11 protein-coding genes are annotated in these 12645 nt (G+C 65.1%); 7 read left to right on the plus strand and 4 right to left on the minus strand.

Annotation, left to right across the window (positions count from 1 at the left end):
• Positions 1-260: 260 nt before the first annotated feature.
• Complete coding sequence (locus tag G3446_RS23735) at positions 261-746, plus strand: hypothetical protein (protein ID WP_164455988.1); 486 nt, start codon at positions 261-263, stop codon at positions 744-746.
• Between the two features lie 626 nt (positions 747-1372).
• Positions 1373-1582 carry a hypothetical protein gene (locus G3446_RS23740; protein ID WP_164455990.1) on the plus strand — a complete coding sequence of 70 codons (210 nt, stop codon included), beginning with the start codon at positions 1373-1375 and terminating at the stop codon, positions 1580-1582.
• Positions 1583-1602: 20 nt separating this feature from the next.
• Here the strand turns inward: G3446_RS23740 and G3446_RS23745 are convergent, their stop codons facing one another.
• Both G3446_RS23745 and G3446_RS23750 read right to left on the minus strand, forming a co-directional pair.
• A complete protein-coding gene (locus G3446_RS23745) occupies positions 1603-2025 on the minus strand; it encodes a hypothetical protein (protein ID WP_164455992.1) in 423 nt (140 codons plus the stop codon).
• A gap of 276 nt (positions 2026-2301) precedes the next feature.
• Positions 2302-3195: a 5-bromo-4-chloroindolyl phosphate hydrolysis family protein gene (locus G3446_RS23750; RefSeq protein ID WP_164455994.1), complete on the minus strand. Its 894-nt coding sequence runs from the start codon at positions 3193-3195 to the stop codon at positions 2302-2304.
• Positions 3196-3749: 554 nt separating this feature from the next.
• Between G3446_RS23750 and G3446_RS23755 the strand changes: the two genes are divergently transcribed.
• The gene (locus G3446_RS23755) at positions 3750-4244 is read left to right on the plus strand and encodes a DUF2269 family protein (protein WP_245232723.1); all 495 of its coding nucleotides are present in this window, start codon (positions 3750-3752) and stop codon (positions 4242-4244) included.
• Between the two features lie 70 nt (positions 4245-4314).
• Here G3446_RS23755 and G3446_RS23760 read toward each other — a convergent pair whose 3' ends face one another.
• Complete coding sequence (locus G3446_RS23760) at positions 4315-5163, minus strand: HDOD domain-containing protein (RefSeq protein ID WP_164455996.1); 849 nt, start codon at positions 5161-5163, stop codon at positions 4315-4317.
• 280 nt (positions 5164-5443) lie between these two features.
• On the opposite strand from G3446_RS23760, the gene ade reads away from it, so the two are divergent.
• The 4 genes from ade (at position 5444) to G3446_RS23780 (ending at position 11398) form a co-directional block, all read left to right on the plus strand.
• Positions 5444-7111, plus strand: a complete 1668-nt coding sequence (gene ade / locus G3446_RS23765) for an adenine deaminase (RefSeq protein WP_164455997.1) — start codon at positions 5444-5446, stop codon at positions 7109-7111.
• Positions 7108-8541: an FAD binding domain-containing protein gene (locus G3446_RS23770; protein ID WP_164455999.1), complete on the plus strand. Its 1434-nt coding sequence runs from the start codon at positions 7108-7110 to the stop codon at positions 8539-8541. Before ade ends, G3446_RS23770 begins: the two co-directional genes overlap by 4 nt.
• Positions 8538-10784, plus strand: coding sequence for a molybdopterin cofactor-binding domain-containing protein (locus G3446_RS23775; protein ID WP_164456001.1), 2247 nt, complete (start codon positions 8538-8540; stop codon positions 10782-10784). The genes G3446_RS23770 and G3446_RS23775 overlap by 4 nt, the downstream gene beginning before the upstream one ends.
• Before the next feature lie 101 nt (positions 10785-10885).
• Entirely contained in the window at positions 10886-11398 is a 513-nt protein-coding gene (locus G3446_RS23780) for a hypothetical protein (RefSeq protein ID WP_209262600.1), read from the plus strand.
• Positions 11399-11731: 333 nt separating this feature from the next.
• Here G3446_RS23780 and G3446_RS23785 read toward each other — a convergent pair whose 3' ends face one another.
• Positions 11732-12622, minus strand: a complete 891-nt coding sequence (locus G3446_RS23785; protein ID WP_164456007.1) for an ARMT1-like domain-containing protein — start codon at positions 12620-12622, stop codon at positions 11732-11734.
• Between the last annotated feature and the right edge of the window lie 23 nt (positions 12623-12645).

Raw genomic sequence — 12645 nt, forward strand, 5'->3', positions numbered from 1 at the left:
TCTGCAGCGCGCAGCCGACTTTGTGCTCGCCTTGGAGGCGCAACGATCCGTGAGTGGGACTTATGGGTAACGATATGACGTACGCCAGGTGGTGGCACTCAGCGTATGTCGGTCCAGCAGCAAACGATGGATAGGAGTCACCCTGGACAGGCACATTGGGAGGCTGGTCGCGTCAAGACCGATCCTTCGACAGGAACGGTGCGTAAAAACAACTACGGGCGACCGGCACTTTCAAACAACAAGTCAAAGGTCGATTACTGATGCACGCGCAGCCCTCATCGGCGAAGCTTAGGAAGAAGCTCAATCTGAAAAGGTATCTAGATGAACTCACTGCGCTGATCGGACGCCCCGTTCATGCCGATGAACTGGGTAGTCTTGAGCAAGCGGCCTCAATTCGAGAGGCTTCGCAGAAGTTCCATGCACAGGCCACCCAAGCCTGTGAGATCCCGTTCTCGGAACGGTGTTCGGAGAGATTCAAGGGATTTGTTCAGAGGTTGCACGGCGCAAACCATTCTTCGGTCTATGTATGGACGCCGCGCACGATTGATTGCGGCATATTGCTGGTTCCATCACTTGCCGCGGTCAAGTTCACTTTCGATTTCGCAGTGAACGAGGAGGGAATTTTCGTCTTTTTGACGAGTGACTTGGAGGACAGGTTGCTACTTGACTTTTCAGTCTCGCCCAAGGGCGAACAGGTCATGAAGGTTGAAACCCAAGGAGCGAACTGGGTAAGCGTGACCTACTGACGATACGCCGAGCGGGGGCCGAAAAACAGAAAAGGGCAACCATTGCAAGACTGAAGTTTTGCTCTTTTCCTCATGGGGAGAATGAGTCCGACTTTATTTTGCGCGCTAACGCGGGCTTCCGTTGGGGGTTTTCGCACTGGCTAAGAAGGCTCAGGATCACCTGCTCCAAGTGATAAAAAATCGCACGTATCCCGAGCAGGCCCCTATCGGCCCTACGCGAGCGCAGGCCAAGACGCAGCTATCCATCGCGCCATCGTTCTCTTCTCAGATGGCCAAATGAACCTCGGCGCCGAAGACACCACGGCGCAGGCGCGCGCGGAGATCCTGCGGCGTATTCTGCCTCGATGCCGATGTCGAGACCTTGATCGAGCATTACAGGCCGACTCGCCACAGTCTGCAGGCGAATCACGAGACCATGGACGATCTCGAAAATAGCTATCGACGGCTCGAGGACGTCAATGAGGGTCTGCAGAGCGCGCTGGATGAGCTCCTGCCCCCCTCCACGGGGACGACAGAGACAGCTCCGGGAGGAGCTCGAGGAAGCGAGGCCCTGCAGCCAACAGCTTCTGAAGCCCGCCAATGCCTCGAAGAGAAACTTCAAGCTACTGGCGCAGCAATGCGAGGGCTTGGAAAGCTCGATCAAGCAATTTCAGACCACCATCCGAGGCTATCGCGCCTCCGTGCGTGAGCTGATCGTCGGCCGTGACGGCTACGCCGAGCAAGCCAAAGAGCTGGGCGAGCAGCTCGAGCTTCGTGAAAAGCTTGTCGAGCGGCCGCGCCACAATTACCACTTGCTGCGCGAGGAATATGACAGGCTCTATGGCTTCACCCAGTAGGGTTCCGCCGAGCTGGGGGATCACTCGATCCCCATCGGTTTTTCGAGACCCAACGAGCCTTGGTGCGCGCGATGACGTCGGAGCGCGTCCTCAAGCTCTTTGCGTGTGATCTTGCCTTGCAGGACCAAGATCTCGCCCAGGCGGATACGGTTGCTCTGAGCGAGGCGCATCGCATCTGCGATGCGCGCCGGAGGGAGTATCTTCAGGGCGCTCAGGGCATCGGGAAAACGCGTGAGATGCTCGCGCTGATAGGCGAGCGCTCGCGCCATGTCTTCGACGGAGAGCAGTCTCCGCTCGATCAGTATGAAGAATGCCGTCGCGGCGAGGTCCTTCTGAAGCGCGCTGGCTTCGGCGATGTCATCGTCGGTGAGCAATCCGCTGAGGACGAGAAATCGGCCGAAAAAGACCGGAAAGTCGAGCGAATCCGTGGCTTCTATCCTCATTAGGCGTCTCTTGATCCGTGCTCAGCGCGGGCTCCTGAAAAGGCTGGAGATCCCCGCTCGATGGCTCAGTGGCTGATATTGGGAAGCTGAGCGCTGGTGGCTGCTAGCCCTTTCCGCGCCTACCTTCCCCGCATGCCCTCCAGGGTCGATACCATCCCGCGCACACACCCGACCCTTGCTCTAAGATGCGCCGGAACGGCCGGAGCTCAATGCCGCTTGTCGAAATATTGAACAGGATTCGCCAGGTCAGCTTGCCTGCGCCGCGAGTCGGGCGCGCTAGCGGATGCCCTCGCGCTCGAGCTGCCTCAGCAGCACTTCGATCTGCACGTCGAGGTTGTCCAGGTCCCGCGACAGCAAGCGTTGCTGCTGCTCTTCAAGCACGCCTTCGACAGTGATCAGGACTCTGCGGAAGCGCTCGTCGAGCGCTGGCGCTTCGACCCGCCGATGGGTGCGCGCATAGCCCGCCACGACCTCCTGCGTGCCATCGAGATAGACATTGAGAAACTTGCGCGCCCGCGGCAGATCATCCGGATTGTCGCGCAGGTGTGTCAGGATCTCCCGCGCCAGGCGCGTAATTCTGCTTAGCCTGTCGCTGAGCTCCGGCTGCGCAATGTGGCGGCGCTCTTCCTCCAGAAGTCCCAGTGCCTTGTCAGCTTCCGACAAGACCTTGCGTGCTTGTTTGCTCAGCTTCGGCCGAGGCGCCAGGGAAGGGAATGGGCGAAGCTCGAAGCCATAGGTGAGAAAGCAGCCAAGCACGGCGAGCGCGCCGAACGTCGCAGCAACGATGGGGTCATAGCCGACGCCCAGCCATACGGTCAGTGCCGTCGCAATCCCAACGACCAGGCTACCGAGCGTCGTGAAAGGCGGCAGCTGCGATGCGGTGTCTTTGGTCTGGGAAAGACCGCGCCGCACCAAGAGCGCCCCCACGAGGAAGAGCCCGTAGCCAAGCAAGTCGCCTAGAAGGGGAAGGGCATTGCCGCGCGCCATCGAGATCAGCGCCGCTAGCGCGACCGGAAGCGGCAGGACGAAGAGCAGGGCTCCGCTAGGCTGCTCTGGCGTCGAGGCCTGCGGCCGCTCCTGACGCAGCCGCTCGATCAGACGGCGCCATGGGCGAGCGGCTAGAATTGCTGGGACGAAGGCGAGCCCGAGCAAGAGTAGCAGGCGTTTCATCTGGTGCCTTCGCCGCAGGTGATTGCGTCGCAGGTGATTGCATCGCTGAAGGGCTGCGTGTGCGCGCACCATGACTCGGCTGCGGCGGCCGATGAGCACGACACCATGAGGGCTAACATCGAGGCGACTCCAACCGTGGCGAAGATCAGGAGCACACCTGCGAGCTTTCGCAGACGAACGGACATTGGACAACCCTCCAAGCTAAGGCGATTTCTGTCAATTCCCATACCATCTGGCTTGTCTTGACGCCCGCTTTCTGTGTCGCCCCGCCAGTCACATCGCCCAGCGATGCTCCTGTCGGCGCTCCTTGAAGGCGGACCTCAATCCGGCGCCACCTGGCATAAGAATTTCCGGCAATCGCCTAAAAGTAGCTCATATCCCGGGGACGACGGCCGTGCATGCAAGTGCCGCTAACCCCTAGCCGATGCGACTAGCGTACCAAGCCGCAAGGTCCGTCTCGAGCGGTCGTTGGGCGTCTCTGGAGACGAGGGAGCATTCGAGATACCCGGCCTAGCTGCAAACGCACAGGCCGGGCAGATGCCCTAATCCGAGCAATGATCGAAGCCAAGCGGGAGGTCGCCATGCTTTACGCAGTGTTGAAGGCCCTTCACATCCTCGGTGTCGTACTCCTCGTGGGCAATGCCATCGTCACACTGGTCTGGAAGATGGCGGCGGATCGCACAGGTAGCGCATCTGTGATCGCCTTCGCGCAGCAATTGGTCACGCTCACGGACTGGCGATTCACGGTCGGCGGGGTCGTCGTGATCATGCTGACCGGTTTTGGGGCCGCTGGCATCGCGGGAATCGATCTCCTCGGGCCACGCTGGCTGGTCTGGGGCGAGGGGCTACTGCTGCTGTCCGGCGCGCTTTGGGCCTTCATTCTGGTTCCGGCACAGATCCGGCAGGCACATCAGGCGCGCATCTTCGCGAAGACGGGCGAGATCCCGAGCAGCTATTGGCGCGACGTCCGTCGTTGGAATCGCTGGGGCCTATTGGCCACCACTTTGCTCATCGGCGCAATTTGGGTGATGGTCGCGAAGCCCGCCTAACGAGCATGGCCGCTCAGTGGAGATGACGCAGCCAAGCACGCGGTTTTCCCTCTGTAGGCTGCAGGGCGCATCAGCCGCGGATGGACCCTTCGATGTCCTGGATGTCCGCGCATTCGTCGAGCGCCTGAAGGGTCCCGCGCGTGCTCACAGGGCCGGGATCGAGCCTGCGATAGGCCGGAAGGCTGTCGATGGCGGGCAGGTCGGAGGGCGCATCGCCGTCCGCGCGCAGCAGATGCAGATTGACGAGCAGAACGACGTCGGCTAGATCTGGGTGAGAGCCATGGTCGCGCAGCCACTCTCGCCGGGAGTGCACCACCTCCTGCAGCTCGGCGTCGAATCCCCAAGACTGCAGCAGCGCCAGAGCGACGCCAGGCCCGAAGGTCTGTGCCAGGTCTTCCAGGAGCTCGGGATTTCCGAGGGCTTCGGGATGGTCCTCCAGCCGCATGTAGAGCAGCGGAAGCCCAACGTCCTGAAGCAGTCCCGCCAGCAGGGCGCGGTCCGGGCGCAGGCGCCGGTGGCCCCTGGCGAGCACGGCACTGAGCGCGGCGCGTCTGGCGCTCAGCGTCCACAAGGATTCCAAGACGCGCTTCAGGCGCGGCTCTCGGGTGCGGAACATCGCCCGCAGCGAGTAGCTCAGACACAGGTTCCGTGTCGTTTCCAGGCCGAACAGCGAAAGCGCCTTCTTGAGGTCCTTGGTCTTGCGCCAACTGCGGTAGAGGGGTCTGTTGGCCGTCTGGATGAGATGCGCCGACAAGCCGGCATCCGTCTGGATGATGCCCGCGATCTCGTCCCAATCGCTGTTTTCGTCCTGCGCGGCGTGACGCAGCCGCAAGGCCACGTCGGGCAAGGTCGGCAGACGCGCCTGATCCCGGATGATGTCATGGGCAACCTTCGCGTAAATGCCGAAGCGAACATCCATGCGTGTCTCCCTGTTGACGGGGTGAGCAGACCGGCAAGCAAGGTCTGGATGCCTTAGATACTAGGCCTTGAGCCTGTGGAGCGCAGAAAAGTGCGCTTCGATGCCAGGTGCTGCGGGTCGCGGCCCCGTCTCCTGCCTAGGCGTCGATACGGCGCACGCCTCGGAGAGCCGCGCCGGCGCAAGCCCTTGCTGTCGGTCGACCCGGACATCTCCTGGTGCCTGACGCGCGCCACCCTGGGCTAGACTGCTTGGTAGCCCTGAGAGCCATGAGGTCGTCGGTATGCCGCAGAATATCTCCAGCCATGTCCTCAGCTCCGGTGAGCTGAGCGTCAATCACGTCGACCTGCAGCGCAGGCGGATTCGCGCCGGCCGAATCCGCTGGGCCGACGGCATCATCCGGGAGATCGAGGATATTGGGCCGCCAAGCCCAGAGGCGGGATACCTGATCCCCGGCTTCGTCGATGCCCATGTCCATATCGAGAGCGCAATGCTGCCGCCGTCGGAATTCGGCCGAATCGCCCTGCGCCACGGGACCCTGGCATCCGTCTCCGATCCCCATGAGATCGCCAATGTGCTGGGCATCGCAGGCGTGCGCTTCATGCTCGAGGACGCGGCGCGGACACCCTTCAAGATCCTCTTCGGCGCGCCCTCCTGTGTGCCGGCCACGCCCTTCGAGACGGCGGGCGCCAGCCTGGGGACGCAGGAGGTCGCGGCCCTGCTGGATGAGCCCGGCATCGGCTATCTCTCCGAGGTGATGAACTTCCCCGGCGTGCTGGGTCGGGATCCGGAGGTGCTGGCCAAGATCGCGGCGGCACGCGAGCGCGGCCTGCCCGTGGACGGTCATGCGCCCGGTCTGCTCGGCGCGGAGGCGGGTGCCTATGCCGCCGCCGGGATCTCCACCGACCACGAGTGCCGCACCTTGCGGGAGGCGCGGGACAAGATCGCCGCCGGTATGTCGATCCTGCTGCGCGAGGGCTCGGCCGCGCGCGACTTCGAAGCCCTGCACCCGCTGATCAGCGAGCGGCCCGACCGCGTCATGCTGTGCAGCGACGACAAGCACCCGGACGACCTGGTCGCGGGACACATCGACCGGCTGGCGGCCGCCGCAATCCAGAAGGGGCAGGATCCCTTCGATGTCCTGCGCTGCGCCTGCATCAATCCCTGCCGCCACTATGGCCTGGATCTCGGGCAGCTGCGGGTCGGCGATCCCATGGACGCCGTGCTGGTGAGGGATCTGACCGAGCTGCGCCCGCAGCGCGTCTGGGCGCGGGGCCGGCTGGTCGCGGAGGAGGGGCGGAGCCTCTTGCCGCATCTCCCGGTCACGCCGATCAATCGCTTCAAGACCGAGCCCATCGCCGCCCAGGCCCTGGCAATGCAGGCCGATACCGACCAGTTGCGCGTCATCGACGTCGTCGACGGCGAGCTGGTCACGCATGAGTCGCTGGTCGAGCCGCTGACATCCGACGGCCAGGCTCAGCCGGATACCACGCGGGATTTGCTGACCATCGCCGTGCTCAACCGCTACCGGCCCGCGCCCCCCGCGCTCGGCATGGTTCGCGGGTTCGGACTGAAGCATGGGGCCATCGCCTCCAGTGTCGCGCACGATTCACACAACCTGGTCGCCGTGGGTGCCGACCGCGAGTCGCTGGCCGCTGCCATCAACGCCCTCATCGTCCATCAGGGCGGCATCGCCGTCGCGACCGGGGAGGGAGTCGAGGTCCTGCCGCTGCCGCTGGCCGGCCTCATGAGCGTCGAGGACGGCGACTGGGTGGCCAGGCGCTACGCGGAGCTGGATCGCCAGGCCAAGGCGCTTGGCAGCGACCTGCGCGCCCCCTTTATGACGCTGTCCTTCATGGCCCTGCTGGTGATCCCGGAGCTGAAGCTCAGCGACCTCGGGCTCTTCGACGGACGCCGCTTCGCCTTCACCGAGCTGGCCGTGCCGGCATGATCCACTGCCTGCTCAACGACGAAGAGGTCTGTACCGAGGCCGGTCAAACGGACCTGACCCTGACCTGGCTGCGCGAGCAAAGGGGCCTGACTGGCACCAAATACGGCTGCGGCGATGGCGGGTGCGGAGCCTGCGCCGTCCTCCTCGGTCATCGCGACCCGCGCGGCGCTATCCGCTACCGCGTCGTCGACAGCTGCCTCCTGCCCCTGGGTGCCCTGCGCGAGGCCCATCTCGTGACCATCGAGGGGCTGTCCCAGACCTGTGCGGGCGAGCAGGACGCCTTGGGGCCGATTCAGGCAGCGCTGGTGGAGGAGGGCGCCGTTCAATGCGGCTTCTGCACGCCAGGCCTGGTCGTGGCCTTGACCGCCTACCTGCTCAATGGCCGTCTGGACTGCGACGAGGAGGTACTGGAGGCCGTCGACGGCAACCTCTGTCGCTGCACCGGCTACATGGGCATCAAGCGTGCGGTGCGGCGGATTCGGCGCGAGCTCGTTGGACTGCCGAACGAGCCCGTCGCCCGTCGCGACGCCTTGATCGCACAGCGGGTGCTTCCCCCCTGGTTTGCGGGCGCGGCGCAGCGGCTTGCGGCCTTGCCCGCATCCGCGCCGAGACCCGAGCATGCATGCATCATTGCGGGCGGCACCGATCTCTTCGGCCGCCCCGATCCGGGCCTGGAACGGCATCCAATCTGGCTCCTGGAGCGCGATGCCTCGCTGAGCGGCGTGACGCTCGAGCAAGGGCGCTGTCGAATCGGCGCCGGGACCACCATCGAGGAGCTGCTGGAGTCGGACGCCTTGGCCTCCGCCCTGCCGCATGTCCAGGGGTTTCTGAGCCAGGTCTCGGCGACACCCATTCGTGATCGCGCAACCCTCGGCGGCAACCTGGTCAATGCGTCGCCCATCGCCGATCTCTGCATTTGCCTGCTCGCGCTGGACGCCGAGGTGACGCTCGCGGGTCCCTCGGGTGAGCGCGCCCTGCCGCTCGCCGACCTCTATCTGGGCTACAAGCGGTTGGCGATGGCCGAGGACGAGATGATCACGGCCGTTGCCTTTCCGCTGCAGCCTGGACTCATCCGCTTCAATTTCGAGAAGGTGGCGCATCGCAAGACGTTGGACATTGCCGCAGTCAATTCCGCGATGCGGCTGGATCTCGAAGGGTCGACCATCCAGCGCGCCATCCTCAGCGCCGGCGGGGTGGGGCCGACGCCGCGGCGCTTGAGCGCAACCTCGGACTGGCTGACGGGACGCCTGGTGGATGCCGAGACGGTGGGCGAGGCGGCAAGGCTGGCGATGGCGGAGGCCACCCCGATCGACGATGTGCATGGCAGCGCCACCTACAAGCGGACCCTGCTGGGGCGCTTGGTGCAGGCGCACTTTCTCGCGCTGGCGCCGAATGCGGATGAGCTGCGCATTGACGGAGACACACCATGAGCCGGCCGCAGCAGGCACTGCACGCACTCGGGCGATCGCGCTTCGTCGATGACATTCCGGCTCCGTCCGGCGCACTGCACGCTGCGGTCTCTTGCTCGCCCCACCCCCATGCAGGGGTCCGGGGTCTCGACACAGCTGCGGCGCTGGCGGTGGAGGGCGTGGTTGGCGTCCTCACGGCCCGTGACATTCCAGGCGCGAACGCCATTGGCATCGTCGTCGGCGATGAGCCGCTGCTGGCCGAGGACAGCGTCCACTATGCCGGTCAGCCGCTGGCCCTGGTCCTGGCGCGCAATCCCGAGCAGGCACGGCGTGGCGCCGCGGCGATTCGGCTGGACGCCGAGCCTTTGCCTGTCATGGCCGATCCGCGCCGCGCGCGGGAGGAGGGGCGGCTGTTCGCGCCAGCGCGCACCTTCGGCTGTGGAGACGTCGAGGCGGCCTGGTCGCGCTGCGCCCACGTCGTCGGCGGTCGAGTTGCCTGCGGCGGCCAGGAGCAGCTCTATCTGGAGACCCAGTCCAGTCTGGCCATTCCGCGCGACGACGGCAGTCTGCTGATCCATTCGTCGACCCAGAATCCCTCCGGGGTCCAAGCAGCCATCAGCCGGGTGCTGGGGGTGCCGATGCACCAGGTGGAAGTCGACGTCGGGCGCGTCGGTGGCGGTTTCGGCGGCAAGGAGAGCCAAGCCTCTGCCTGGGCGACGCTCGCGGCCTTGGGGGCCAGACTCAGCGGCCAGGCGGTCAAGCTGGTCCTGAGGCGCGGCGAGGATATGCGGATGACCGGCAAGCGCCACCCCTACCAGGCCGACTTTCGCATCGGCCTCGACCCGGAGGGCCGTATCCTGGCCTATGAGGTCGATTTCATTCAGAACGCTGGGGCCTATACCGATCTCTCGCTGGCCGTGCTCGAGCGGAGCCTCTTCCATGCCAATGGCAGCTATCGCATTCCAAACCTCAGGGCGACAGGCTGGAGCTGCCGGACGAACCTGCCGCCCTTCACCGCTATGCGCGGCTTCGGCGCTCCTCAGGCCGCCTTCGTCATCGAGGCGGCGATTCGCCGCGCCGCCGGCCAATCCGGCATCCCGGCGGAGCAGATCCAGCGGCTTAGCCTGCTCGACGAGGACGACCACTTCCACTACGGCATGGCGGCCGAGCGCTGCCAGGCCCGACGCTGCTGGGACCAGGCGCATCAAGACTTCGGCGTTGAGCGCTGGCGCGCGGACGTGGATGGCTACAACGCTGCTCATCCACTCAGCAAGAAGGGGCTGGCGCTGACGCCCATCTGCTTCGGCATCTCCTTCACCCACCTACCGCTGAATCAGGGCAGCGCCTTGGTCCATGGCTACTTGGACGGCAGCATCGGCTTCTCCACGGGCGCGGTCGAGATGGGCCAGGGCGTGACTGCCAAGCTATGCCGCGTCGCCGCCGCGTCACTGGGTGTGCCGCTGGAGCGGATTCGTGCGGAGACGACCAACACCACGCGCGTCGCCAACGGCTCGGCTAGCGCTGCCAGCGTCACCGCGGACCTGAACGGCAAGGCGCTGGCCAAGGCCTGCGGGGCCTTGCGCGAGCGGCTGCTGCAGGTCGCTGCAGAGCAGCTCTCGGCGCCCGTCGAGGGGCTGTCGCTCAAGGCGGGGCGGGTGGCGCGAGCGGGCCGGCCAACCGAGCTGAGCTGGGAGGCGCTGGTGCAATCGGCCTACGAGCGACGCATCAGTCTGTCGGCCCAAGCGCACTACAGCACCCCGGGTCTGGAATTCGACACCACTCGGCAAGCAGGACACCCCTTCGCCTATCACGTCTATGGCACGGCCGTCACCGAGGTCAGGCTCGATTGTCTGCGCGGGACCTATCGCATCGGCCCGGTTCGGATCCTCCACGACGCGGGCGCGAGCTTGCATCCGGAGATCGACCGAGGCCAAGTCGAAGGCGCCGTCGTGCAGGGCATTGGATGGATAACCAGCGAGGAGCTGATCTATGACGCCGAAGGTCGGCTGCTCACGGACGCGCTGGCGACCTACAAGATCCCGGATGGCCCCAGCTCCCCCGAGATCGAAGTCCGGTTCTTGTCCGATGCGGCAGAGCCAGCCGGTTTGCTCAATGCCAAGGCTGTCGGCGAGCCGCCCTTCTTGTATGGCGTCGGCGCCTATACAGCGCTGCTGGATGCGATAGGCGCATTCCGTCCCGAACGCGATTCGGCGCTCGATGCCCCCCTGACGCCTGAGCGCGTCCTGATGGCGCTGGTTGGCTAGTCGGGCGCTCACCTAGGGTGGACAAGCGCAGTGCAGTCCGCCGATGCTGGTGCGGGGCTCGGTGGACTTCGCTCCCCCCGCGCTCGTTTGGGTGCCTGCTCGTGATCGATAGGACCGCTGACGACCAAAGCGGCTACCCCGGGCTCAGTTGGCCAAATGTCCTGCGCGGCATGGCGATCTATGGCAGCGGCGATGCCTTGGCGGCCTGGATCCTCGGTGAGCTGAGCCTGGGCCGGTCGATCGGGATGGTGATGATCGGTGGCTTCCTGTATGGCGTTGAGGTGCCGAACTGGTTTCGTTGGATCGATCGGCACTCTGGGCAGGGCGGCTGGAAGGCCTCGCTTGGGCGGACCTGGTGGGCGCTGATCTACTTCAATCCGCTGTGGATTGCCCGCCATCTGGCCTTCATCGCCCTGTTTTCAGGCGATTGGAGCCGGATCGGCTGGGGTCTGCTGCAGACGGGGCTCTGGTCCTTCCTGGCGAACATTCCAGTCGCCGTGCTCGCCAACTGGGTGATCCAGAACCGCCTTCCGCTGCGTCTTCGCTTCGTCGCGAGCGCGCTCTTCTCTGCCTTGATGGCTGTCTACTACGCGCTCAGCGCTCGAATATTTTGAACCTAATTGCAGCAGTCAGCTTCCAGCTCCCAGCCGCCAGCGGAGGAATTTCATACCGTTGCCGGATTGTCTGGCCGACCAGCCGCTCACCCGTTGGGTGACTCAGCGAAGACCTGAAAGAATAACCAAAACAAAACTTTAAGCTGTCCGCTGGTGGCTGGTGGCTGGTGGCTGGTGGCTGGTGGCTGGTGCCTGGAAGCTCTTTCTAGGTTGAAGCCTGAAAGTGAGGTCCGGCATGCATCGAGCGAGCCGCGCGCAGCCCCCCCAAAGGGATGCACGCGCCGCGCATCTAGCGGACGGAGAAGGACCTGCGGTCTGCGCAGAGTGTCCGCTTCAGACCTGCCCCGGGTCCCGTGGCGCCTTGAGGATGATGTCGCCTTGGCGAGCGCCCAGATCCCCCGCGATCACGCCGCACTTGGCCTGCAGGAGGAAGAAGATCGGCGCCGGGACCTCGCTGAGCGTCTCATAGTTGGCCTGTCCCTTGGCGATGATGAGGCGGGCTGCGTCGAAGCGCTGGCGAAGCTCGGGCGAGCAGCGATCCAGAATGGTGCCGGGCGCGGCCGAGCCGTTGTCGATGATCTCGGTGGCCTGGTCGAGCCCGGCGGCGATGGCGTCTTCTAGCGTGGCGTCGTTGATGATGGGCGAGCCCTTCACGACATAGGTGACCGGCTTGCCTAGATGCTCGATGAGCACGCGGTCGAACACCGTCTCGCCGGCGTTGTCGCCGAGGAAGAGGATGTCTTCGGTCGTCTCCAGCGCCTGGCGCAGGGCGTTGAGCCCGTCGATGGCGTAGGGCTGCTCGAGCACCAGCTCCAAGGTCGCCTCCAGCGCGAAGGTCTCGCCGACGCCGTAATCGATGATGTTGCCGGCGATGGCGATACGCACCGCGGTGTCCAGCGGATCGGCGGCGGTGCGCACCCGCTCGCCTAGGGCGGGGAGCAGCGCCAGCGCTTGCTCGGTGGCCTCTTGTTTCGCCGCGCGATAGGGATCTGGATTCCGCGTCTGCGCACGGACCAGCGCGTGGATGGCCTCTGCCATCACCGGCGGCGTGGCATCCGCCGGGAGTGACTTGAGGTGGTCCATGGTCGCGACCAGCAGCTCGCGCTGCCGCTCAGGTGTTGCCTCGGCGCGGCGCGCGGCGCTCAGCGCCTGTCTGAGGAAACAGGGATAGTGCGGCCTGGCAAGGCCGCGTGTTCTAGCGGGTGTGACTCCCGCCTGGGTAATCGTGCGCCGCGAGCCCAGTATCG

It is taken from the genome of Thiorhodococcus minor, assembly GCF_010820565.1.
Taxonomy (GTDB): domain Bacteria; phylum Pseudomonadota; class Gammaproteobacteria; order Chromatiales; family Chromatiaceae; genus Thiorhodococcus; species Thiorhodococcus minor.

Excerpts from the sequence above, each read along its gene's own strand:
- G3446_RS23735 (WP_164455988.1), top strand. The coding sequence starts at position 261 with ATGCACGCGCAGCCCTCATCGGCGAAGCTTAGGAAGAAGCTCAATCTG.
- G3446_RS23745 (WP_164455992.1), bottom strand. The coding sequence starts at position 2,025 with ATGAGGATAGAAGCCACGGATTCGCTCGACTTTCCGGTCTTTTTCGGC.
- G3446_RS23750 (WP_164455994.1), bottom strand. The coding sequence starts at position 3,195 with ATGAAACGCCTGCTACTCTTGCTCGGGCTCGCCTTCGTCCCAGCAATT.
- G3446_RS23755 (WP_245232723.1), top strand. The coding sequence starts at position 3,750 with ATGATCGAAGCCAAGCGGGAGGTCGCCATGCTTTACGCAGTGTTGAAG.
- G3446_RS23760 (WP_164455996.1), bottom strand. The coding sequence starts at position 5,163 with ATGGATGTTCGCTTCGGCATTTACGCGAAGGTTGCCCATGACATCATC.
- ade (WP_164455997.1), top strand. The coding sequence starts at position 5,444 with ATGCCGCAGAATATCTCCAGCCATGTCCTCAGCTCCGGTGAGCTGAGC.
- G3446_RS23770 (WP_164455999.1), top strand. The coding sequence starts at position 7,108 with ATGATCCACTGCCTGCTCAACGACGAAGAGGTCTGTACCGAGGCCGGT.
- G3446_RS23775 (WP_164456001.1), top strand. The coding sequence starts at position 8,538 with ATGAGCCGGCCGCAGCAGGCACTGCACGCACTCGGGCGATCGCGCTTC.